At 71.5% G+C, this 22,971-nt stretch carries 20 protein-coding genes and 1 tRNA gene; 18 read left to right on the forward strand and 3 right to left on the reverse strand.

Features of this window, described 5'->3' with window-relative positions; translation table 11 throughout:
- Positions 1 to 199: 199 nt before the first annotated feature.
- The 4 genes from ACWGI6_RS24705 (at position 200) to obgE (ending at position 6,384) form a co-directional block, all read left to right on the forward strand.
- Positions 200 to 3,970 carry an Rne/Rng family ribonuclease gene (locus tag ACWGI6_RS24705; RefSeq protein WP_453269531.1) on the forward strand — a complete coding sequence of 1,257 codons (3,771 nt, stop codon included), beginning with the start codon at positions 200 to 202 and terminating at the stop codon, positions 3,968 to 3,970.
- A gap of 226 nt (positions 3,971 to 4,196) precedes the next feature.
- The gene (gene rplU / locus ACWGI6_RS24710; RefSeq protein WP_030082047.1) at positions 4,197 to 4,517 is read left to right on the forward strand and encodes a 50S ribosomal protein L21; all 321 of its coding nucleotides are present in this window, start codon (positions 4,197 to 4,199) and stop codon (positions 4,515 to 4,517) included.
- Between the two features lie 14 nt (positions 4,518 to 4,531).
- Positions 4,532 to 4,789 carry a 50S ribosomal protein L27 gene (gene rpmA, locus ACWGI6_RS24715; protein ID WP_393909813.1) on the forward strand — a complete coding sequence of 86 codons (258 nt, stop codon included), beginning with the start codon at positions 4,532 to 4,534 and terminating at the stop codon, positions 4,787 to 4,789.
- Positions 4,790 to 4,947: 158 nt separating this feature from the next.
- Entirely contained in the window at positions 4,948 to 6,384 is a 1,437-nt protein-coding gene (obgE, locus tag ACWGI6_RS24720) for a GTPase ObgE (protein WP_453269532.1), read from the forward strand.
- Between the two features lie 131 nt (positions 6,385 to 6,515).
- Here the strand turns inward: obgE and ACWGI6_RS24725 are convergent, their stop codons facing one another.
- Positions 6,516 to 8,603: a hypothetical protein gene (locus ACWGI6_RS24725; RefSeq protein ID WP_453269533.1), complete on the reverse strand. Its 2,088-nt coding sequence runs from the start codon at positions 8,601 to 8,603 to the stop codon at positions 6,516 to 6,518.
- A 435-nt stretch (positions 8,604 to 9,038) separates the two neighbouring features.
- On the opposite strand from ACWGI6_RS24725, the gene proB reads away from it, so the two are divergent.
- From proB to ACWGI6_RS24750, 5 genes are all read left to right on the forward strand, one after another.
- Positions 9,039 to 10,163: a glutamate 5-kinase gene (gene proB, locus ACWGI6_RS24730; RefSeq protein ID WP_393909816.1), complete on the forward strand. Its 1,125-nt coding sequence runs from the start codon at positions 9,039 to 9,041 to the stop codon at positions 10,161 to 10,163.
- A 238-nt stretch (positions 10,164 to 10,401) separates the two neighbouring features.
- Positions 10,402 to 10,896: a hypothetical protein gene (locus tag ACWGI6_RS24735; protein WP_453269534.1), complete on the forward strand. Its 495-nt coding sequence runs from the start codon at positions 10,402 to 10,404 to the stop codon at positions 10,894 to 10,896.
- Between the two features lie 72 nt (positions 10,897 to 10,968).
- Complete coding sequence (locus tag ACWGI6_RS24740; RefSeq protein WP_453269535.1) at positions 10,969 to 12,237, forward strand: glutamate-5-semialdehyde dehydrogenase; 1,269 nt, start codon at positions 10,969 to 10,971, stop codon at positions 12,235 to 12,237.
- 62 nt (positions 12,238 to 12,299) lie between these two features.
- Entirely contained in the window at positions 12,300 to 12,962 is a 663-nt protein-coding gene (locus ACWGI6_RS24745) for an SCO2584 family spore wall biosynthesis protein (RefSeq protein ID WP_453269536.1), read from the forward strand.
- A gap of 107 nt (positions 12,963 to 13,069) precedes the next feature.
- Entirely contained in the window at positions 13,070 to 14,194 is a 1,125-nt protein-coding gene (locus ACWGI6_RS24750) for an SCO2583 family membrane protein (RefSeq protein WP_453269537.1), read from the forward strand.
- Here ACWGI6_RS24750 and ACWGI6_RS24755 read toward each other — a convergent pair.
- Positions 14,191 to 15,297, reverse strand: coding sequence for a M48 family metallopeptidase (locus tag ACWGI6_RS24755; RefSeq protein ID WP_453269538.1), 1,107 nt, complete (start codon positions 15,295 to 15,297; stop codon positions 14,191 to 14,193). The two genes, ACWGI6_RS24750 and ACWGI6_RS24755, sit on opposite strands and share 4 nt — an antisense overlap.
- 153 nt (positions 15,298 to 15,450) lie before the next feature.
- Between ACWGI6_RS24755 and ACWGI6_RS24760 the strand changes: the two genes are divergently transcribed.
- From ACWGI6_RS24760 to ACWGI6_RS24790, 7 genes are all read left to right on the forward strand, one after another.
- Positions 15,451 to 15,600 carry a hypothetical protein gene (locus ACWGI6_RS24760; RefSeq protein ID WP_453269539.1) on the forward strand — a complete coding sequence of 50 codons (150 nt, stop codon included), beginning with the start codon at positions 15,451 to 15,453 and terminating at the stop codon, positions 15,598 to 15,600.
- Between the two features lie 118 nt (positions 15,601 to 15,718).
- Positions 15,719 to 15,880 carry a hypothetical protein gene (locus ACWGI6_RS24765; RefSeq protein WP_453269540.1) on the forward strand — a complete coding sequence of 54 codons (162 nt, stop codon included), beginning with the start codon at positions 15,719 to 15,721 and terminating at the stop codon, positions 15,878 to 15,880.
- 52 nt (positions 15,881 to 15,932) lie between these two features.
- Positions 15,933 to 16,544 (forward strand): nicotinate-nucleotide adenylyltransferase, encoded by a 612-nt coding sequence (nadD, locus tag ACWGI6_RS24770; protein WP_393909823.1) that lies wholly within the window; start codon positions 15,933 to 15,935, stop codon positions 16,542 to 16,544.
- 24 nt (positions 16,545 to 16,568) lie between these two features.
- A complete protein-coding gene (locus tag ACWGI6_RS24775; RefSeq protein ID WP_453269541.1) occupies positions 16,569 to 18,413 on the forward strand; it encodes a LytR C-terminal domain-containing protein in 1,845 nt (614 codons plus the stop codon).
- Between the two features lie 261 nt (positions 18,414 to 18,674).
- Complete coding sequence (gene rsfS / locus ACWGI6_RS24780) at positions 18,675 to 19,109, forward strand: ribosome silencing factor (RefSeq protein WP_393314418.1); 435 nt, start codon at positions 18,675 to 18,677, stop codon at positions 19,107 to 19,109.
- Entirely contained in the window at positions 19,106 to 19,759 is a 654-nt protein-coding gene (locus ACWGI6_RS24785) for a histidine phosphatase family protein (protein ID WP_453269592.1), read from the forward strand. Before rsfS ends, ACWGI6_RS24785 begins: the two co-directional genes overlap by 4 nt.
- A gap of 112 nt (positions 19,760 to 19,871) precedes the next feature.
- Positions 19,872 to 19,944: transfer RNA gene (locus tag ACWGI6_RS24790), tRNA-Ala, on the forward strand.
- Between the two features lie 128 nt (positions 19,945 to 20,072).
- Here ACWGI6_RS24790 and ACWGI6_RS24795 read toward each other — a convergent pair.
- Positions 20,073 to 21,023, reverse strand: coding sequence for a helix-turn-helix transcriptional regulator (locus ACWGI6_RS24795; protein ID WP_453269593.1), 951 nt, complete (start codon positions 21,021 to 21,023; stop codon positions 20,073 to 20,075).
- A gap of 111 nt (positions 21,024 to 21,134) precedes the next feature.
- On the opposite strand from ACWGI6_RS24795, the gene ACWGI6_RS24800 reads away from it, so the two are divergent.
- Together ACWGI6_RS24800 and ACWGI6_RS24805 are read left to right on the forward strand one after the other, a co-directional pair.
- Complete coding sequence (locus ACWGI6_RS24800) at positions 21,135 to 22,664, forward strand: MFS transporter (RefSeq protein ID WP_453269542.1); 1,530 nt, start codon at positions 21,135 to 21,137, stop codon at positions 22,662 to 22,664.
- 57 nt (positions 22,665 to 22,721) lie between these two features.
- Positions 22,722 to 22,970 (forward strand): hypothetical protein, encoded by a 249-nt coding sequence (locus tag ACWGI6_RS24805; RefSeq protein WP_453269543.1) that lies wholly within the window; start codon positions 22,722 to 22,724, stop codon positions 22,968 to 22,970.
- Position 22,971 lies beyond the last annotated feature (1 nt).

Consider the following 22,971-nt stretch of genomic DNA (forward strand, 5'->3'; position numbering starts at 1 on the left):
GATCAGCCAGGGAGCCACCCCGGTCCGGCAGACGCACTGACCAGGAGACTTTCGCCGGTCCCTGCCCTACGGGGATCGGCGAGCGAGACGACAGCTCCCGTGCGGCGCCCACGCCCCGGACAGCGGGACCGCGCTCATCACGCGGACCGCGGCCGGAATCAGGCGCGGCGCCCGGGAGCGTGACGGGAGAACCGCCCGCATGCTCGAGCCCATTGAGCCCACCAGCGCCACGCAGTCCCAGGACCGTGGTGCCGACGACAACCACTCACCCAGCGACACGCTGCCGCCACGCCGTCGGCGTCGTGCGGCATCCCGGCCGGCCGGTCCGCCGGTGGCCGACGGTGCCGCCGAAGCCGCGGTGGTGAGCACCGAAGCCGCTGACGCACCCGCGGCCGATCCGGCCCTCGACGAGGAAGCCACCGCATCCGCGGTCACCACCGGGGACGAGGCCAAGCCGGCCCGCACCCGCCGGCGCGCGACCCGTAAGGTCACCTCCCCGACCGGAGCTCCGCAGACCGGCGACGAGCCGGCTGAGGCACCCGCCGAACCCGCCGTCGAGGCATCCCCCGAGCCCGCCGTCGAGACGGCCGCCGCCGAGGAGCCGCAGGCCGAGGACGCCGCGCCGCGCCGCGGCCGCCGCCGGGCGACCCGCAAGGTGACCGCCCCCACCGGCTCCCCGCAGGCCGAGGCCGGCCAGGAGCCGGCCGCCGCCGAGGAGAGCGCGCCCGCCGCGCAGCCCGTCGAGGCCGCCCCGGCCGCCGCCGAGGAGACCGAGGACGCCGCACCGCGCCGTTCCCGTCGCCGGGCGACCCGTAAGTCCACGGCCCCGGCCGGCGCCCCGCAGGTGAGCGCCGCCGACGAGGCCGTCGCCGAGAGCGCCGAGCAGGCCGCCCCCGCCGCCGAGGAGGAGGCCCCGGCCCCCGCGGAGGACGCCAAGCCGGCCCGCGCGCGCCGCCGTGCCACCCGTAAGGTCACCGCGCCCTCGGGTGCGCCGGAGGCCGCAGAGGAAGCCGCGGAGCCGGAAGCCGAGCAGGCGCCGGCCGCCGAGGCCGAGACGGCCGAGGCCCCCCGCCGCCGGGGGCGCCGCCGTGGCGAGCGTGCCGCCGAGCCCGCTGCCGAGGCGCCGCGCGCCGAGGAGGAGCCCGCCCAGGAGGCGCCGCAGCGCGGCCGCCGCCGGGCGCAGCGGCCGCCGACCGCCGTCTTCCAGGCGCCGGTCTTCACCGAGCCGATGTTCCAGACGCCGGAGAGCGCGGCCGCCGCCCATGCCGCGGCCCGCCAGGAGGAGACCACGGCCGAGCCCGAGCAGGTCGTGGAGGAGCAGCCCGCCGCCGGTGCGCGCCGCCGTCGCCGTCGTGGCGCCCCGGCCGAGCCCGAGCAGGTGTCCGCCGCCCCCGTCGAGGAGCCGGCGGCCGAAGAAGCCGAAGAAGCCGAAGAAGCGGCCGAGCCGGAGGCCGAGCAGGCCGAGGGCGACCACGGCGAGGACGAGTCCGCCGACCGCCCCTCGCGCCGCCGCCGCCGTGGTGGCCGTCGCCGCCGTCGCGGTGAGTCCGCCGAGGGCGGCGAGGAGCAGCCCGCCGAGGGCCGCGGTGCCGAGGAGCGGGAGAGCGCGCAGGCCGAGGCCGAGGAGGCCGACGAGCAGGAGGCGCAGGAGGAGTCCGACGAGCAGTCGGGCGGCTCCAGCAGCAGCCGCCGTCGTCGCCGCCGGCGCCGTCGCACCGGTGACGCCGGTGAGGGCGAGAGCGGAGGCGGGGACGACCCGGAGCGTACGGTCGTCAAGGTCCGCGAGCCCCGCAAGAAGGACGAGGGCACCAGCGCCGACGAGGTGCAGTCGATCAAGGGGTCGACGCGCCTGGAGGCCAAGAAGCAGCGCCGCCGGGAGGGCCGCGAGCAGGGCCGCCGCCGGGTGCCGATCATCACCGAGGCGGAGTTCCTCGCGCGCCGCGAGGCCGTCGAGCGGGTGATGGTCGTCCGCCAGAGCGGCGAGCGCACGCAGATCGGCGTCCTTGAGGACAACGTGCTCGTGGAGCACTTCGTCAACAAGGAGCAGGCGACCTCGTACGTCGGCAATGTCTACCTCGGCAAGGTGCAGAACGTCCTGCCGTCGATGGAGGCCGCCTTCGTCGACATCGGCAAGGGCCGCAACGCCGTGCTGTACGCCGGTGAGGTCAACTTCGAGGCGCTCGGCATGTCCAACGGCCCGCGCCGCATCGAGACCGCGCTGAAGTCCGGCCAGTCCGTGCTGGTGCAGGTCACCAAGGACCCGATCGGCCACAAGGGCGCCCGGCTCACCAGCCAGGTCTCGCTCCCCGGCCGTTACCTGGTCTATGTGCCCGAGGGCTCGATGACCGGTATCAGCCGCAAGCTCCCCGACACCGAGCGGGCGCGGCTGAAGCAGATCCTCAAGAAGATCGTCCCCGAGGACGCGGGCGTCATCGTCCGCACCGCCGCCGAGGGCGCGAGCGAGGACGAGCTGGCGCGCGACGTCCAGCGGCTGCAGGCGCAGTGGGAAGAGATCCAGAAGAAGGCCAAGAGCGGCGGCAGCTCCAACGCGCCGAGCCTGCTCTACGGCGAGCCGGACATGACCGTCCGGGTCGTCCGCGACATCTTCAACGAGGACTTCTCCAAGGTCATCGTCAGCGGTGACGAGGCGTGGGAGACCATCCACGGCTATGTCGCGCACGTCGCCCCGGACCTCACCGACCGGCTGCAGAAGTGGACTTCGGACGTCGATGTCTTCGCGACGTACCGCATCGACGAGCAGCTGATGAAGGCGCTGGACCGCAAGGTCTGGCTGCCCAGCGGTGGTTCGCTGGTGATCGACAAGACCGAAGCGATGGTCGTGATCGACGTCAACACCGGGAAGTTCACCGGTCAGGGCGGCAATCTCGAGGAGACGGTCACCAGGAACAACCTGGAGGCGGCCGAGGAGATCGTGCGCCAGCTGCGGCTGCGCGACCTCGGCGGCATCGTCGTCATCGACTTCATCGACATGGTGCTGGAGTCCAACCGGGATCTGGTGCTGCGGCGGATGCTGGAGTGCCTGGGCCGGGACCGTACGAAGCACCAGGTCGCCGAAGTCACCTCGCTCGGACTGGTCCAGATGACCCGTAAGCGGGTCGGCCAGGGCCTGCTGGAGTCCTTCTCCGAGTCGTGTGTGCACTGCAACGGCCGCGGCGTCATCGTCCACATGGACCAGCCGACGGCGGTCGGCGGCGGTGGCAAGCGCAAGAAGAAGGGCAAGGGCGCCCAGCCCGAGCCGCATGTCCACGAGGCCGAGGCCGTCGAGCCGACGCCGGACGGTGGCGCCCCGGAGCTGGAGCCCGCCCCCGTGACGGAGGCCGAGCTGCAGCCCGCGGTGGACGGGACCGACGAATGGTTCAGCAGCCCCGCCGAGGCCGAGGCGGCCGCCGGACGCGGCCGTGGCCGTCGCCGGGCGAGCCGTAAGGCGTCCGCTCCTGCGGGTGCTCCCAAGGCTGCCGAGGAGGCCGCCGCGATCGTGGTGCCGGCCGAGCCGGCACCGTCGGCCGAGCCGGAGACGGCCCCGGAGCCGGTCGCCGAGGCGCCCGCCGCGGAGCCCGCACCGGCCCGTCCGCGCCGTCGGGCGACCCGTAAGGCGACCGCTCCCGCGGGTGCCCCCAAGGCTGCCGAGGAGGCCGCCGCGATCGTGGTGCAGGCCGAGCCGGCCGAGGTCACGGAGCCCGCCGAGGGCGCCGAGGCGGAGGCGGAGCCCGCCGCCAAGAAGACCGCGAAGAAGGCGACGGCCAAGAAGGCCGCAGCCAAGAAGACCGCGGCGAAGAAGACCACGGCCAAGAAGACGGCGGCGAAGACCACCACCGCCAAGAAGGCCACGGCGAAGAAGACCACCACGAAGAAGGCGGCTCCGAAGAAGACGACGAAGGCGGCGGCCAAGAAGACCGCTGCCGCCGAGCAGGCCTCGGTGGCGTCGGTGTCGGCTTCCACGGAGGACTGAGCAGCAGGGCCGTGCCCCGGGCCGTCAGCGGTCCGGGGCCGGTTTGACCCCCTGGTCAAGGCCCCGTAACCTTGACCGTCGGTGTCTGTGACACCAAACCCCTGAGCAAACACCTCTCGGTCCGCCGAGGGAGGCCGCTCGTCCACTCGGATTCCACGGGCCCTATCCCGAGCCCGTGTGAGCGGCTGGCATCAGAGGATCCGTTCCTAGCGAAAGAGAGTTCCGCGTGTACGCGATCGTGCGCACCGGCGGACGCCAGCAGAAGGTTGCTGTTGGCGACGTCATCGAGGTTGACCGCATTTCCACCAGCAAGGTCGGCGACACCGTCGAGCTCTCCACGCTGCTGGTCGTCGACGGTGACGCGGTGACCAGCGACCCGTGGGTCCTGGCCGGCGTGAAGGTCCAGGGCGAGGTCGTGGACCACCACAAGGGCGACAAGATCCGGATCCAGAAGTACAAGAACAAGACCGGTTACAAGAAGCGGATCGGCCACCGCCAGCTCCACACGGCGCTGAAGATCACCGGCATCGACGCTCCGGCGAAGTAAGGGACTGAGGAGACATGGCACACAAGAAGGGCGCATCGTCCACTCGGAACGGTCGCGACTCCAATGCTCAGCGGCTCGGCGTGAAGCGCTTCGGCGGTCAGGCCGTCCTCGCCGGTGAGATCCTGGTCCGCCAGCGTGGCACCCACTTCCACCCGGGCTCGGGCGTCGGCCGTGGCGGCGACGACACCCTGTTCGCCCTGGCTGCCGGTGCGGTGCAGTTCGGCACCCACCGTGGCCGCAAGGTCGTGAACATCGTCCCGGTCGCCGAGTAATTCCGGCCTGACCGAGCGATAGCTCAGCATCAGCATCACTCAGGGGCGGACCGCCTTTTCCCGCGAGAGCGGGAAGGCCGGTCCGCCCTTGCGTGTTAGTACAGAGACATTCGCGCAGTACAGCGACATACCCGTAGTTATCTGGAGGCACCCCCACCATGACCACCTTCGTGGACCGCGTCGAGCTGCACGTCGCCGCGGGTAACGGAGGCCACGGCGTGGCCTCCGTGATGCGGGAGAAGTTCAAACCGTTGGGCGGCCCGGACGGCGGCAACGGCGGCCGTGGCGGTGACGTGATCCTGGTCGTCGACCAGGACGTCACGACGCTTCTCGAATACCACCACCACCCGCACCGCAAGGCCACCAACGGCCAGCCGGGCGCGGGCGACAACCGCTCCGGCAAGAACGGCGAGGACCTGGTCCTGCCGGTCCCCGACGGCACCGTCGTCCTGGACCGCGCGGGCAATGTGGTCGCCGACCTCGTCGGCCAGGGCACCACCTTCATCGCCGGCCAGGGCGGCCGCGGCGGCCTCGGCAACGCCGCGCTGGCTTCTGCCCGCCGCAAGGCCCCCGGTTTCGCGCTGCTCGGCGAGCCCGGTGAGGCCCGCGACATCGTGCTGGAGCTCAAGACCGTCGCGGACGTCGCACTGGTCGGCTACCCGAGCGCCGGCAAGTCCTCGTTGATCTCGGTGCTCTCCGCCGCCAAGCCCAAGATCGCCGACTACCCCTTCACCACCCTGGTGCCCAACCTCGGTGTGGTGACGGCCGGTTCGACCGTCTACACGATCGCGGACGTCCCCGGCCTGATCCCCGGCGCGAGCCAGGGCAAGGGCCTGGGCCTGGAGTTCCTGCGGCATGTCGAGCGCTGTGAGGTGCTCGTCCACGTCCTGGACACCGCGACCCTGGAGGCCGACCGTGACCCGGTCTCCGACCTCGACATCATCGAGGAGGAGCTCAAGCAGTACGGCGGCCTGGAGAACCGGCCCCGGATGGTCGTCCTCAACAAGATCGACGTCCCGGACGGCAAGGATCTCGCCGACATCATCCGCCCCGACCTGGAAGAGCGCGGCTACCGCGTGTTCGAGGTCTCCGCGGTCGCCCACATGGGCCTGAAGGAGCTGTCCTTCGCGCTCGCCGACGTCGTCTCCAAGGCCCGCGCCGCCAAGCCCGTGCAGGAAGCCACCCGTATCGTCATCCGGCCCAAGGCCGTGGACGACGCCGGCTTCACGATCACGGAGGAGGGCGAGAACTTCTTCCGCGTGCGCGGCGAGAAGCCCGAGCGCTGGGTCCGTCAGACCGACTTCAACAACGACGAGGCCGTCGGCTACCTCGCCGACCGCCTCAACCGTCTCGGTGTCGAGGACGCGCTGCGCAAGGCAGGCGCGCACGCCGGCGACGGCATCGCCATCGGCCCCGAGGACAACGCGGTCGTCTTCGACTGGGAGCCGATGATGGCGGCCGGTGCCGAGATGCTGGGGCGGCGTGGCGAGGACCACCGCCTGGAGGCGCCCCGGCCGGCCGCGCAGCGCCGCCGGGACCGGGACGAGGCGCGGGACGAGGCCGACCAGGAGTACGACGGCTTCCGGCCCTTCTGACGGTCCGCGTGACCGAGCCGCCGGCGGTCCACGGCACGCCACAACGGGGAAGGCCCCCGGGAGGAGAACTCCCGGGGGCCTTCCCCGTTGTGGCTGCGCCGCGGCCGAAGCCGTGAGCGGCCCGCTGCGGCCTAGACGGCGGCCGTGGTGTCCGAGGCGCCGTTGGCCTCGTGCTCGGCCGTCTCGGAGGCGTCCACGTCCTCCTGCGAGCGCTGGCCGGGGATACCGGACAGCCGGTTCTCCATCCGGACGCGCCGCTCGTCGGCCTTCGCGGCCAGATCCAGCGCGGCCTGGTTGAAGCGGACCGACGACGGCGGGTCCGACGGGCCCAGCAGATGCTCCTTGAGCTCGGCCCGCTCCGCGGCCAGGGTGTCCTGCTCCGGGTTGCGGACCGCGTCGAGGAGACCGGCCACACCGTGCGCCTCGGGCGTGAGGATCGTCGCCGCCCGCACCGTCGGGAAGTTCGCCCGGAAGTCGTCCTCGCCCATCCCCGAGGTGTTGGCGACCGCGTACGGCTTCTCGCTGGTCAGGTAGTCGGAGACGACGCTGGAGACATCGCTGATCAGCACGTCGGCCTGGTTGAAGCAGCTGAAGATGCCGGGGCGGGCGGTGGTGATGATGCGGTGCTCCCACCGGGGGAAGGAGTTCCAGTACGCCGCCTCCCAGGCGGTGACGGCCGCTTCGACGGCGGCGGCACGGCCCTCCTCCGGGGTGCCCTGCAGCCGCATCCGCTCCAGCTCGTCCGCGCTCTTGCGGAACGCGGACGTGGTCAGCCCATTCAGCTCCTCGGAGCAGCGGGCCAGCTCGGCGGCGGCCTCCGGGCCGGTCTGCGCCCCGCTGCGCCGGGTGTTCGCCTCCGTGATCATCGCTTGGATACGGCTGTTGGCGGCGCCCGCACGCGGGTCCACGGAACCGGTCATCGGGTGCGGCTTGTACAGCAGTTGCACGTTCTCGTCGGCGAGCAGCTCGCGGACGATGTTCTCGCCCGCCAGGATCACCGAGGTGTTGCCCGGGTTGCCGTCCCAGCCCTCCCAGGTCGGGGCGTACAGCACGGTCGTCATCCGGTCGGCCGGGGCGCCCGTGTACGGCAGGATCGGGGCCAGCTGGGGCCGGCCGACCTCGACGACGTCCTTGTCCTCGACGCCGATGTCGGCGAGCTGGTAGCGGTCACGGGCCGCCGGGCCCGCCACCCACACCTCGTCGTACGCCTTCGCGTACGGGTTGCAGGAGGACAGCTTGTCGCTCTCGCCGTGGTTGGTGAAGGCGTGCTTGATGGAGGGGATCCGCAGGATCTGCGAGGTCTTGCCGGAGTTCGCCGGGTGCAGCAGGACCTTGAGCGTGGAGTGCTCCAGACGCATCAGGTTGGCGACCTTGGGGATGCAGACGATCGGCACGTCCGTGGCCTCGATCTTCTGCACCATGAAGCGCTCGCGGAGCACGATGATCGGGTTGCCGTCCAGGGCGGCCAGGGTGCTCAGCCACATGTTGGCCTGATAGGCGGAGGAGGAGCCGCCGGAGAAGTACATGCCGACCGTGGGCCGGTACTCGGCCAGCCAGTTGTCCAGCCACTCCAGGGCCTGCTTCTCGCTGGCCACCCTCCTCTTGGGCAGCAGCCAGGTGCCCAGGTAGAGGGTGCCGCCGGCGGACAGGGTCAGGGAGACGGTCAGGCCGATGCCGCCCCAGTACGCGTCCGTGGTGATCGAGGTGAGCATCATGCCGACCGTGGTGGGCACGGAGAAGCGCAGCAGCCGGCGACCGGTCTGGCGGGAGAGGATGCGCGGCGGGGCGTCGGACAGCCGCAGTGCGCTCGCATCGATGTTGCGGGTCACGAACGGCAGGCTGCGGGTCCTGCGGACCAGCACGGCGACCGCCTGGCACACGAAGTGGGTGCCGTAGAAGAGGAGCAGGGTGATGGTGAGCGGCGCCTGCTCCTCCAGTGGGTTGATGCCGTCGATGTGCAGCAGGCCGACCAGTATCAGCATGTCGCGCAGCAACTGGCGCACCGTGACATCGAACCGGATCCGGCCGAGCACCGCGAGCAGGCCGGGCTGCTTGTGCTGGAGGACCAGGTCGAGACCGAGGTTGACCACGGATGCGGCGATGAACAGCGGAATGACGGGCAGCAGCGCACCGACCAACTGGGCGGTGAACGCGACCATCATCGCGAAGAGTGCCGCGAGCTGGACGGCTCGGCGGGGGGCGATTCCGGCGGAAGGCACGGGGGAGGGCTCCTGGCAGCACGAATGGTCAAAGGGGAGGCCGAGGGGGGCGGCCGGGTCCCGCGCTGCGACGCCGCCGGAGCGGCGAAACGGGACCGATGGACACCCGACCGTATGACCTTGTTGGCCTTGGTGACAATCTGCTGTGGCTCTCATCACCGCGAAAGCGGACCAATCGAACGCAACCTCTCGGCCTCGGCTGCCGTCTTAAGGAAAACCGCGTGGGTGGGAAAAATCCAGGAGGTGCGGCCCCTATTCTGCGCGCCTCTCCGCGCGCCGGGCCCGGCCGGTCCCGCCCCCGCAGGGTGTCCGCGGCGCGTCCGCCAGGCGATATCGCGAAGCGCCCGCAGGCCGCCCTGCCGTAGATTGCGCCCGTAGGGCCGTGGTGCGGGTCGGGCAGGGATCCCCCGTACGGCGGTGGGATCGGCGAGGGGTATGCAGGTGGCAGGCGCAAGGCAGGACGTGAAGGACGCTCGCCGGATCGTGGTGAAGGTCGGCTCGTCCTCGCTGACCACGGCCGCCGGGGGACTGGACGCGGACCGCGTGGACGCGCTGGTGGATGTGCTGGCCAAGCACGAGGACAAGGAGATCGTGCTGGTCTCCTCCGGAGCCATCGCGGCCGGTCTGGCGCCCCTGGGGCTCGCCAAGCGGCCCCGTGACCTGGCCCGGCAGCAGGCCGCCGCCAGCGTCGGCCAGGGCCTGCTGGTCGCCCGCTACACCGCGTCCTTCGCCCGTTACGGCCGCCGTGTCGGCCAGGTCCTGCTGACTTCCGACGACACCAGCCGCCGGGCCCACTACCGCAACGCCTACCGGACCCTCGACCAGCTGCTGGCCATGGGCGCCGTACCGATCGTCAACGAGAACGACACCGTCGCCACCGACGAGATCCGGTTCGGCGACAACGACCGGCTGGCGGCCCTGGTCGCCCATCTGGTCCGCGCCGACCTGCTGATCCTGCTGTCGGACGTGGACGGCCTCTACGACGGCGATCCGGCCACCCCCGGCACCTCCCGGATAGCCGAGGTGCACGGGCCCGAGGACCTGGCGGGCGTCTCCATCGGCAGCGCGGGCAAGGCCGGTGTCGGCACCGGCGGCATGGTCACCAAGGTCGAGGCGGCCCGGATCGCGGCCGCGGCCGGCATCCCGGTCGTCCTGACCTCCGCCGTGCACGCCGCGGACGCACTGGCCGGCGGCTCGACCGGCACCCACTTCCTGCGTACCGGCCGCCGCTCCGCCGACCGGCTGCTGTGGCTCGCGCACGCCTCCACGCCGCGTGGTGCCCTGGTCCTGGACGACGGAGCCGTACGGGCGGTCGTCGAACGGCGCTCCTCCCTGCTGCCGGCCGGCATCGCCTCCGTGGACGGCGAGTTCTCCGCCGGTGACCCGGTCGAGCTGCGGGATGCCGAGGGCCGCGCGGTCGCCCGCGGGCTCGTCAATTTCGATGCCCGGGAAATCCCCCGATTGATGGGCCGTTCGACCCGCGATCTCGCCCGCGAGCTGGGCCCCGCGTACGAGCGGGAGGTCGTCCACCGCGACGATCTGGTGCTGCTGCACCGCTGAGGCCGTCCGCCGGCGGACGGATGTCACGCTCCGTACACACCCCCCGCCCTCGTGGTGCGAAGACCAGCCTTTCCGTACAGACCTTGGTGAAAACGCCCCGCGACGGGCCGCGGGCTGGTCAACTTTGTTGCGGAGGCGCCGTAGGGGAGCGGCGCCCGCAGCGCGCGAGCGCACCCGCCGACGTACGACGGCTCCGCACCCCCGAGGGCGGAGCGATTCGCATCACAGGAGGCCGCCGGTGAGACGAGGGCGCCCAGGGGCGCTGCCCCGAGGGACGGCGGAACGCGCACTGACCAGCGTCGGAACCGGCGAGGACACCGGCCTGCCGGAGGACCGGGGCGCGCAGCGGGACGGAGCGGCGCAGCACGGGCCGGAGGGCGGGCGCCGCGAAATGTCCCGGCTGTGGCACATCACCCTCAGCGTCTCGGGCGCCGAGGCCCCGCTGAAGGAGGTCCGGCGAGCCCTGGAACAGCTCGCCCACGACCATCCCTTCCTGCTGACCAGCCGTTACGCCAACGACCACGCCGAGATCCGCTACTGGGAGGAGGCGCGGGACCTGCATGACGCGGCGGCGGTCGCGCTGCGGCTGTGGGGCGAGCACCGCTCGACCTCCAGGCTGCCTCCGTGGGAGATCGTCGGCCTGGAAGTCATCGGCCGCGAGACCTACCACCAGCGCATCGCTGAGGGGTACGGCCCGCCGCCGGCCTCACCGGTCGGCGTCCACCCCTTCTGACCCGCGGTCGTCCGCGTCCCGCGCTGTGAGATACCGCATGGCCGCAGCCTGCCGCCCCGCTAGGCTGCGGCCATGACCAGCAGCGCATCGCACACCTCGCCCGTCCTCGAGACCGCCCGCCGCGCGCGGGAGGCCGCCGCCGTTCTGGCGCCGCTGCCGCGTACGGCCCGTGACGCAGCGCTGCTCGCCATCGCCGACGCCCTGGTGGCCGAAACCGGCACCCTCGTCGCCGCCAACGCCGCGGACATCGCCAAGGCGCGGGCGGCGGGCACCGCCGAGTCGGTCGTGGACCGGCTCACCCTCACCCCCGAGCGGATCGCGGCCATCGCCGCGGACGTCCGCCAGGTCGTGGCGCTGCCCGACCCGGTGGGCGAGGTGGTGCGCGGCTCGACCCTGCCCAACGGCCTCGACCTGCGGCAGGTCCGGGTACCGCTCGGCGTGATCGGCATCATCTACGAGGCCCGGCCCAATGTGACGGTGGACGCCGCGGCCCTGTGCCTGAAGTCCGGCAACGCGGTGCTGCTGCGCGGCTCGTCCTCCGCGTACGCCTCCAACAGCGCCCTGGTGGACGTGCTGCGCGACGCCGTCCAGAGCGCCGGGCTGCCGGCCGACGCGGTGCAGCTGGTGCCCGGCGAGAGCCGCGACTCGGTGCGGGAGCTGATGCGCGCCCGCGGCCTGGTCGATGTGCTGATCCCGCGCGGCGGCGCGTCCCTGATCCGTACGGTCGTCGAGGAATCCACGGTCCCGGTGATCGAGACCGGCACCGGCAACTGCCACGTCTACGTCGACGAGGCCGCCGACCTCGACATGGCCGTCGACATCCTGGTCAATTCCAAGGCCCAGCGGCCCAGCGTCTGCAACGCGGCCGAGACGGTGCTGGTGCACGCCGGGATCGCCGAGAAGTTCCTGCCGCGCGCCCTGGAGGCGCTGACCCAGGCCGGCGTGATCGTGCACGGCGACGCCGCCTGGCAGCAGGCGGGCCCCGGGCTGGTCGCCCCCGCCACCGACGAGGACTGGGCGACGGAGTACCTCTCGTACGACATCGCGGCCGCCGTGGTGCCCGACCTGGACGCGGCCGTGGCGCACATCCGGCGCTGGACCTCCGGCCACACCGAGGCCATCGTCACCACGTCGCAGGCCGCCGCCCGGCGCTTCACCCAGTTGGTGGATTCCACCACCGTCGCGGTCAATGCCTCGACCCGTTTCACCGACGGCGGCGCGTTCGGCTTCGGCGCGGAGATCGGCATCTCGACGCAGAAGCTGCACGCCCGCGGGCCGATGGGACTGCCCGAGCTGACGTCCACCAAGTACATCCTCACGGGCGACGGCCACACCCGCTGAAGCGTCCCCCGGATTCCCCGTTCTCTCTGCCCAAAATGACCGCCCGGGGCTAACCTGGACGGGTGCCGGACGACGTGGGGGGCAAGCCGTTCCCGGACGGTGAAGAGCCCGACGAGCACCACCACGGGAGCCACGGAAAAGCGGACGAAGAATTCGCCTCCGTGGTCTTCGACGAGGAATTCGTCCGGTCCGCACGGATTCATGAACCCTCGGCGGTCGAGCGGATGCTGGCCGCCGCCGAGGCGCGCGCCGAGGCCGAGGCGGCCCGCTCCGGGCCCGGTTTCGGCTCCGACGGCGACGACCCGGACGAGATCGGCCCCCGCGGCCACCGCCGCATCCGGGGAACCGACGACTACGACGGGTACACCGACTACGCCGAGTACGAGGACGACGGTGAGTACGGCGACTACCCGCCGTACGGCCCGTACGGCCCCTACGGCGGTGCGCTGCGCCCCTACCGCAGCAGCACCCGCTGGCACCGTCCGGTCGCCTGGGTGCTGGCCGTCGTGATGGGCATCGGGCTGGTCGCGCTGGCCTTCAGCGCCGTCTACCGCGGCTCCTCGGGGCGGACCCAGAGCCCGGCACCTGCGCCCACGTCCAGCGGGGTGGACGCCCCCGCCACGGGCGGTGTGGACAGCGTGCGGACGGCACGCCCCGCGCTGCCCTCACTGCCGTCGGCCGAGTCCCTGCGCCCGTCGTTCTCCACGGTGCCCAGGTCGCACTGACGCCGCGGCACGGTGCCCGCAAAACGGGTTTCCGAAACGGAATCGACCGGCGAAGTTGCCCATCGCCCCGGCGTTTACCTTCGCCCCGGCAGACCTACTCTTGTTGTATGACCGGGCCTGGTGACCCTCCCGAAGGGACGCCCAACGGCGCCCCGGGAGGTGGTGAGGACGAATACCGATCCGTCGTCTTCGACGAATCGTTTGTTCGGGCTGCGCGGCTGCAGGAATTCTCCGCGGACGAGCGGCTGGGCGAGCACCATTCGCCGGCCGTCAAAACCCGGCATGCGTGGATGCGGCTGGGCGGCTCCCGGCAGGCCGTCCTACTGGTCCTGCTGATCGTTCTCGCCTTCGGTACCGCCGTCTACATGGGCGTACGCCACCCGTACAAAACCCCCGAGACGGTCCGGGCGCAGCCGTTGCGGTCCGCGGTGGTGCCGTTGGCGCCGGCCGGGGAGGTACCGGGCGCGACTCCCGGTGATCTCTTCGCCCACAGCCCCGCGGCCAATTACCGGATCGGCGCCGCGGGCGTCAATCTGCCCGCCGTCACCCGCACCGAGCACTTCTCCGACGGCCAGATCGTCTCCGCCCTGACCGTCGCGAAGGACTACATCGTCCGTTCCTCGCTGGACCCGGACACCCTCACCGGCGGCGCCGTACGGCCGGTGAGGCTGCTGCTCGACACCGGCCAACTCGACCAGTTCGACCGCAGCCTGGCGCGCCCCGATGACAACGGCCACGATGCGGCGACCGGTTGGCTGGTCCGTTTCGACCCGAAGCAGACCCGGCTTGCCGACCGGAACGTACGGGTCAACGGCACGCTCACCGCTTCGGAGTTGAGCCCGGACGCGCTCGATGTCACCGCCGACTACACCTTCGTCTATGCCGTACGGCCCGCCCCCGGCGCGTCGGAGGCCGCCTCGGGCCAGGGCGTCGGCAAGGCCACCCCGGGAGCGGCCTCGCTGGTCACCGTCCGGCGCGAGGTGCACTTCCGGCTGAGCCGCGAGAACCTCAACGACCACCGGCTCGAAGTGGTCCAGAGCAGCCTGCAGGCCGGGCCGCTGGCCTGCTCCTCGCAGCCCGCCGACGCGCTGCGCCCGCTGTTCGCGGGACAGCACGCCGGCAAGGAGCGGCCCACGGGCACCGACCCCTACGCCAGGGACCGGGCCAACCCCTCACTCTGCGGTGAGCTGGCGCCCGCCGCCCAGCCGAAGCCGAGCCATCCGCTTCGTTAGGAGCCCTCAGGGCGGTCGGATCCACCGCTGTCGTTGCTGCCGTTGGCGCCGCCCGAGCCGCCGTCGGGGCGCGTGCCGCCACGGAAGACCGTGTCGCGCAGCTTGCCGCCCAGATCGCCCGCACCGCCCGCGATGTCGCGCACCAGACCCATCAGCGGGTCCTTGCTGTTGCGCACCGAGTCGGCGTAGTGCGCCGCGGAGTCCCGGAACGTGTCGGAGACCGAGGTGTCCTTGTCCTCGTCCCGGCGCGGGTAGTGGCCGTCCATGATCCGCTGGTAGTCGCGGCTGGCCGCCCACTTCTTCAGCTCGGCCGCCCGCACGGTCGTGAACGGGTGGCTGCGCGGCAGCAGGTTGAGGATCTTCAGTACGGAGTCGCGCAGATCGCCGCCCGACTCGTACTCGTCCGCCTGCTTGAGGAAGGCGTCGACATTCATCTCGTGGAGATGGTTGCCGCCGGCCAGCTTCATCAGCCCGCGCATCGAGGCCTGCAGATCCTGCCCGACCAGCAACCCCGCGCGGTCCGCTGACAGCTCCGACTTGCGGAACCATTCGCGCAGCGCCGTCACGATCGCCATGATCGCGACATTGCCCAGCGGGATCCAGGCGACCTTCAGGGCCAGATTCGTCAGGAACAGCAGAATCGTGCGGTAAACGGCGTGCCCGGACAGGGCATGGCCGACCTCGTGGCCGACGACCGCCCGCATCTCCTCCTCGTCCAGCAACTCGACCAGACCGGTCGTCACCACGATGATCGGCTCGTCCAGGCCGATACACATGGCATTGGGCTGCGGGTCCTGGTTGACGTACATCGGCGGGACCTTCTCCAGGTCCAGGATGTAGCAGGCATCGCGCAGCATGTCATTGAGGTGCGCGAACTGCTGGTCGCTCACCCGCACCGAGTCCGACAGGAACAGCAGCCGCAGGCTGCGCTCCGGCAACAAGCCGCTGAGCGTCTTGAAGACGGTGTCGAACCCGCTCAACTTGCGCAGCGCCACCAGCGCCGAGCGGTCCGCCGGGTGCTCGTACGACCGTGTCGAGATTCCGGGGAATCGCCGCCGGTCCCGGCTCGGAACGTTCGCGCTGCCGTCTGGGCTCTCCGTCATTGGGGCCTCCCCCTGTTCGACTGCGTGTGTTTCAGACTAGAGGACGCCACCGACAGACGATTGGATGCTCGGGCGTACGCTGGCGATCGCACCAATGACCGCACAGGCCCGTACAAAAGACCGTACGGGCCGTACCAGAGGGAGCGCACCGTCATGCCGTATCCGAGCGTGCTGCTCGCCGCAGCCCAGGAGACCGCCAGGGACGGCGGACCCGGATGGATCCTGCGCACCGTGATCATCGTCGGCTTCGTGGGCGCGGCCCTGCTCGCCTGGTTCCTGCTGCGCGGCTACGGCCGGGACTGACCCCCGCGGGCCTCTCCGGACGCCACCGGGCGGAGTCGCCGTGGGCCCCCGGTGAGGCGGCGCTTACGATGTGGTGGAAGTCTCCGCCCGACCCCAGCCCGGATTGGTTCTGCTGACGATGAGCCTGCACACCACTGCACAGTCCCTGGTTTCCCTCGCCGCCGAACCCGGCCACGAGGGCGGTCACGCCAGCCTCAGCCCTTTCGTCACCGGCGGCGGTGCCCTGTTTGTCCTGGTTCTCCTGCTCTGGATCACGACCCGCTTCAACCGGGACCGCTGAGCCCCGGCACCCGGCCCCCGGCATCGCGCGCCGCCCAGTAGGGTCTGCACGCATGGGAGAGCACACAGGGCCCGTGAAGCGGCGACTCGGAGTGATGGGCGGCACGTTCGACCCGATCCATCACGGACACCTGGTCGCCGCCAGCGAGGTGGCCAGCCAATTCCACCTCGACGAGGTCATTTTCGTGCCGACGGGACAGCCGTGGCAGAAGAGCCACAAGAAGGTGTCCCCGGCCGAGGACCGGTATCTGATGACGGTCATCGCGACCGCGTCGAATCCGCAGTTCTCCGTCAGCCGTATCGACATCGACCGCGGCGGCAAGACGTACACGATAGACACGCTGCGTGACCTGCGTGCGGAGCACCGTGACGCGGATCTTTTCTTCATCACCGGCGCCGACGCGCTCAGCCAGATCCTGACCTGGCACGATGCCGCGGAGCTGGTCTCGCTCGCCCACTTCATCGGGGTGACCAGGCCCGGCCATGTCCTCGCGGACCCCGGGCTGCCCGAGGGAGCGGTGTCCCTGGTCGAGGTGCCGGCGCTGTCCATCTCCTCGACCGACTGCCGGGCGCGGGTCGCCCAGGGGGATCCGGTCTGGTACCTGGTGCCGGACGGTGTGGTGCGCTACATCGACAAAAAAGAGCTGTACCGCAACGACCGCTGACGGGGCTGACGGAAAGGGGCACCGGTGAGCGACCGACAGGATCCGTACGGGCTGCAGGACCCGTATGCCCACGACCCCTATGCCCAGGAGCAGCAGGGGCATACGAGCTACACCTATGACGCCTACGGGCAGCCGGTGTACCGCGACGCCGCACAGGCGTCGTACGAGCAGCACTACGACGCCTACGGGCAGCCGGCCGCCCCCTCCGCCTATGAGGGCTATGACCCCTACGGCGGCCAACAGGGCGGCGGCCAGGCCCCGCAGGGACAGCAGGACCACCCGACGTACCAGGGGCAGACGGAGTACGGCTACGACGCGTACGGCCGGCAGCAGGTGCAGGCGCAGCCCGGCTACCCGCAGCAGTACGACCCGTACGGCCGGCCCCAGGAGCAGCAGCCGCCCCAGCAGCAGCCGCACCGGCAGGAGTGGATCCCGCAGCAGTCCCAGCAGTCCCCGTACGAGCAGGTCTCCTACGCGGACCAGCCCCGCTACGACGAGCCCGCTCCGCAGCGCCAGGGCCAGCAGCCCCGGCCGCCGGCCCAGCGCCGCGCCCCGGCGGACGACCTCGCGGAGCCGGCCGCCGCGGGCGGCTCTCCCGGTTCCTCCCCCGAGGACCCGGAGTACGGCACCGACCAGTTCTCCTTCATCGAGGAGCCGGACGAGGACTCCGAAGACGTCATCGACTGGCTGAAGTTCACCGAGAGCCGCACCGAGCGGCGCGAGGAGGCCAAGCGGCGCGGCCGCAGCCGGATCGTCGCGCTGTCCGTCGTGCTGGCCCTGCTGGTCGCCGGCGGCGTCGGCTATCTGTGGTGGGCGGGCAAACTGCCCGGCCTGGCCGGTCCCGGCACCGGCCAGGCGGCCGCGGCAGGCGGACAGAAGCGCGACGTCCTCGTCGTCCATCTGCGGGACACCAAGTCAGGGAACAGCTCGACGGCGCTGCTCGTGGACAACGAGACCACCCACAAGGGCACCACCGTCCTCCTGCCCAACAGCCTCATCGTGTCCAAGGACGACGGCAGCACCACGACGCTCGGCAAGTCCGTCAAGGACGACGGCACCGAGCCGACCCGGGACTCCCTCAACAACCTCCTGGGTGCCGACCTCAAGGCCAGCTGGCGGCTGGACACCCCGTATCTGGAGAACCTCGTCGAGACGGTCGGCGGGGTCACCCTCGACACCGACGCCACCGTGCCCGGCGCGAAGAAGGGCGCCTCCCCGGTCGTCAAGCAGGGCAGCGCCCAGGACCTCAACGGCCAGGCCGCCGTCGCCTATGCCACCTATCAGGCGCCGGGCGAGCCCCAGACCCGGCAGCTGCAGCGATTCGGGCAGGTCATGCAGGCGACGCTGAAGAAGGTCTCCAGTGACTCCGACGGCGCCACCGCCACCGTGAAGTCGCTGCTGCAGGTGCTCGACCCGCCGCTCACGGAGGGCCAGCTGGGCAGTTCGCTGGCGCAGCGGGCGGAGCTGGTGAAGACCGGCGCGTACCGCACGGCCCTGCTGCCCGTGCAGGCGAACGGCACGCTCAGCCAGGCCGCCGCGACCGGCGTGGTCAAGGACGTGCTCGGCGGCACGGTCAAGAAGACCGCCCCCGACGCGACCGCCCGGGTCGCGGTCCGCAACGGCACCGGCAACAAGGGCGCCACCAACAAGGCGCAGGTCGAGCTGCTCAACGGCGGCTACAGCTTCGTCGACGCCGGCACCGGCGGCGCGGCCGCCACGTCCCGGATCACCTACGCGGACGCCGCCCAGAAGACCAAGGCTGCGGAGGTCGCCAAGACACTGGGCCTGCCGGCGGGCGTGGTCAAGCAGGGCAAGGGCGCCGCGAACGCCGACATCACCGTGTTCCTGGGGCAGGACTACAAGGGCTGACGGGCAAGGCGCTCCCGGCTCCGTCGGTCTCCACCGGCGGGGCCGGGCAGCCCCCACCCCCGGCGCTGACCAGCACGGACACCAAAACCGACCCACTGGTTCGAAAACCCAGTCGGGAGTGTCGGTGGTCCGTGAGACCCTTGAGGGGTACTTGACCGCCGATCCGGTCGCCCAAGGGGACTGCGGCGCGCGCCGCGGCTCAGCAGTGAGCCAGCTGCCCCGCCCGGCCGGAGAGGCTGCCCTCGACCCGGAAAGCCGCTTGTGACCGCCACGGACCGTTCCCTCGAGCTCATCAACGCCGCCGCCCAGGCCGCGGCCGACAAGCTCGCGCACGACATCATCGCGTACGACGTCAGTGACGTCCTCTCGATCACCGACGCCTTCCTGCTGGCCTCGGCACCCAGCGACCGCCAGGTCAAGTCGATCGTCGACGAGATCGAGGAACGGCTCAACAAGGACCTCGGCGCCAAGCCGGTCCGCCGTGAGGGCGACCGCGAGGCCCGCTGGGTCCTGCTGGATTACGTCGACATCGTGGTGCACGTCCAGCACAGCGAGGAGCGTGTCTTCTACGCGCTCGAGCGCCTGTGGAAGGACTGCCCCGAGATCGACCTCCCCGAGGAGGCCAAGGCCACCCGCGGCAAGGCCGCGGAGCACGCCGACGCCACGGCGGGCGAGCAGGACGGAGAGCTGCTCTGAACGGCACCAAGGGCGGCCGGGGCCGCCGCATCGTCCTCTGGCGCCACGGCCAGACGGCCTGGAATCTGGAACGCCGCTTCCAGGGGTCGACGGACATCGAGCTGACCGAGGAAGGCCTCGGCCAGGCGCGCCGCGCCGCCCGGCTGCTCGCCGCCCTCGGGCCGGACGCCATCATCGCCTCCGACCTGCAGCGGGCCTCGGCGACCGCCGACGAGCTGGCCGTGCTCACCCGGCTCGAGGTGACGCACGACGCGGCCCTGCGGGAGACCTATGCGGGCTCCTGGCAGGGGCTGACGCACGACGAGATCCTCGTGGAGTACGGCGAGCAGTACACCGCCTGGAAGCGCGGTGAGCCGGTGCGGCGCGGTGGCGGCGAACTGGAGACCGAGGTCGCCGACCGGGCCGCCCCCGTGGTGCTCAACCACGCCGACAAGCTGCCCGACGACGGCACCCTGGTCGTCGTCAGCCACGGCGGCACGATCCGCACCACCATCGGGCGGCTGCTCGGCCTGGAAGCCCACCACTGGGAGGGCCTGGGCGGTCTGTCGAACTGCTGCTGGTCCGTGCTGGGCGAGGGCGCGCGCGGCTGGCGCCTTTTGGAGCACAATGCCGGCACCCTGCCGGAGCCGGTGCTCGGCGACGACGACTGAGCCCGCCGGGCGGCCCCGGCCGACCGGATTTCACATCCGGGCAGGTCGCAGGCTAAAGTTCTTCTTGTTCGCGGCGCCGCCGGGGGAAACCCGGGGGAGCGGAACAAGATCCGGGGCTATAGCTCAGTTGGTAGAGCGCCTGCATGGCATGCAGGAGGTCAGGAGTTCAATTCTCCTTAGCTCCACTGCCCGGATGATCCCGCCTCCAGACGGAGGCGGGATCTCTGCGTTATGCCCGAATCGCCGGGGGCCGGGGCGGCACGGTCAGCGACCCGTACCGAATCCCTGCGGGGCCGGGGCCGGGGCTGCGCGGTCAGCGACCCGCGTGCGCGCTGCCGCTGCGCTCCCACCTCCGTTCCAGCTCCGCGCGGGCCTCCGAGGCGGGCCGCAGATGCTCCGGGCAGCCGATCAGCGGGTCGTGGACAGCGCGCAGCGCCGCCGTCAGCTCCCGGCTCTCCTCATCGGCCGGGGTGTAGACCACGATCCGGGTCTCCGGGACTCCGCCCACCGCCAGCGACGTCGAGATCAGACGTATCTCACCGACGGAGGCATGCTGGATCACCTTCATACGCTTCCCCGGCGGCGAGACGTCCCCGGCCTCCCACAGCCGCGCAAAATCCGCACTGGCCCGTGACAGCCGCCCGATCAGCGATTCCCAGGCCGGCTCGCCCACATGCCGGCCGTACGCCGCACGCAACTGCGCCACGAGGGCGGGGAACTCCTCGTCGCGGTTGAGGATCGTGCAGCAGCAGGGCGGCATGGTGAACAGCTGCCAGAGGACGTTGCGGGACGGGCCGCGCGCCAACGCCATGGTGGGGAAGACCCCTTGGTAGGCCGCGTTGGCGGCCAGGACGTCATAGCGGGCGTTGTAGACCACCGCTGGCAGCGGCACCAGTGCCTCGATGATGCCCTGCACCTCCGGGCCGACCGACTGTGCGTCCGCCTCACGGGCGGGGGCGTAGGGCACCTCTGCCAGGTGGTAGAGATGCTCGCGCTCGGTGTCGTCCAGCCGGAGCGTACGGGCCACGGCGTCCAGCACCTGGCCGCTGGCGTTGATGGGGCGGCCCTGCTCCAGCCAGGTGTACCAGGTCACGCCGACACCGGAGAGCTGGGCGACCTCCTCGCGGCGCAGGCCGGGAGTACGGCGGCGCAGCCCCGGGGGCATGCCGACGTCCTGAGGGGTCACCCGGGCGCGGCGACCGCGCAAGAACGCCGCCAGTTCGGGACGCCGTCGCTCGACCGATCGCCGGGACGAGCTCACCATGCTGCTCACACCCCCATCGTCGGGGCAGGCACGCGGGCCTGCCAGGTGCTGTCGGTACCAGCATCGGCGGGCTCTCGTGAGGGGTATCCGTTCGCCGACAGGCTCACCGGCATGACGGACAACAACATCCCCTCGGGGGCGCCGCCGACGCCCGTGCTCACTGTGCCGACTCCACCGGCCATTAAAGGTGCCGGCACTGACAACGGCACGGACAACGGCAGGGACAACGGCTCCGTGCGCGGGAACGGAAGCATCCGTGCCCGGAGTTCGGGGCCGATGCTGGCGGTGCTCCTCACCGGGCAGTTCATGGCCCTGCTCGATGCCTTCATCGTCAATGTCGCGGCCCCGTCGATCGGTGCCGACCTCGATGCCTCGGGCGCAGCGCTGCAACTGGTGATCGCCGGTTACACCATCACGTATGCGGCGCTGCTGATCACCGGTGCACGGATCGGCGAACTGCTGGGCCCGAGGCGGACGTTTCTGGCCGGGCTCGCGGTCTTCACCGGAGCCTCGCTGGCCTGTGGACTGGCCGCGGGAGCCGGCTGGCTGATCGCCTTCCGGGCGGTTCAGGGGGCCGGTGCGGCAGTGATGATCCCGCAGGTGCTGGGGCTCATTCAGCGTGCCTATACGGGGCCCGCGCGGACACGGGCACTCGGTGCGTACACCGCCGTGATGGCCGTCGGGGCGGCGGTGGGGCAGATCGCGGGTGGAGTCCTGGTCAGCGCCGATCTCTTCGGTGCGGGCTGGCGGCCGGTGTTCTTGGTGAACGTGCCGATCGGGGCACTGTTGTTGGCGGCCGGCCCGCGGCTGATCCCCCGGGACCGGCCGTCCGGTTCGGCACGTGGCCTGGATCTGCCGGGCCTGGTCCTGCTCGCGGGAGCGCTGGTATTGGTGACGGTGCCGCTGGTGCTCGGCCAGGAGGCGGGCCGGCCGGCGTGGACATGGTGGTCGCTTGCTGCCGGTGGGGTGCTGCTGGGGGCGTTCGCGGGGTACGAGGCCCGGCGCGCGCGGCGGGGCGGGGCTCCTCTGATCGCGCCCCGGGTGCTCGGCGCGCCAGGGATGCCGCTGTCGGTGATCCGTCTTGCCCTGGTGATGGCGGTCAACGCGGGCTATATGTTCGTGCTGACGCTGCACTTCCAGAACACGCTCCACTACAGCGCGCTGCGCACCGGGCTGACGTTCGTTCCGACGGCCCTCGCGTACGGGGCGGTGGGGCTGTGGTGGCGGCGGCTGCCCCCGCGACTGCACCCCCTGCTGGTCCCGGGCGGGTTCGTGCTGGTGTCCGCGGCGCTGGTGGGGATCGGGCTGGCGTTCAAGGACGGCGGAGCCGGAGACGGTGTCCGGCTGTTCGCCGCGTACGTCGGCATCGGTGCGGGCCTCGGTTTCGCCCACAGCCCCAATCTTGCCGCCGCGTTGGGAACCGTACGAAAGGAGCACGCGTCGGATGCGAGCGGTCTCGTGGTGACCGTCAACCAGGTCGGACTGCTGCTGGGGACATCCCTTTTCGGGACACTCTTCCTTAATCGGCTGGCGGAGGCGGGAGCCGGCGCGGCGTCGCGGGCACTTTGGGGCAGCATGCTCGCGCTGGCGGGTGCGGCAGCGGCGGGCGGGCTCGCCGGGATGGCGGGAAGGCGGGCCTGACCCGGTCCGTGGTCCGTGGCAGAATCGGACGGCGCCGGCAGGGGAGGAGAGATCGCGATGCCCACGAGCATCCTCGAGGAGGTCAATGACCTGCTCGAAGTGGCCGAGGCGCAAGGTTATGACTGGCTGCCGGAGTACGCGCTCCGCTTCACCTGCCCCGTTGACGGTCCCGTCTCCGCAGTCAGCGGCGACGACGGTCCTGCTCTGCAGTGCCCCTCCTGCGGCTCCTCCCATGTGGCGCAGGTGCTGGGTGACAACGGGGGCATTTCCTTCGTTTGTACGGCCTGCGGCCACAGTTGGAGCTGAT

It is taken from the genome of Streptomyces sp. NPDC054786, assembly GCF_053611685.1.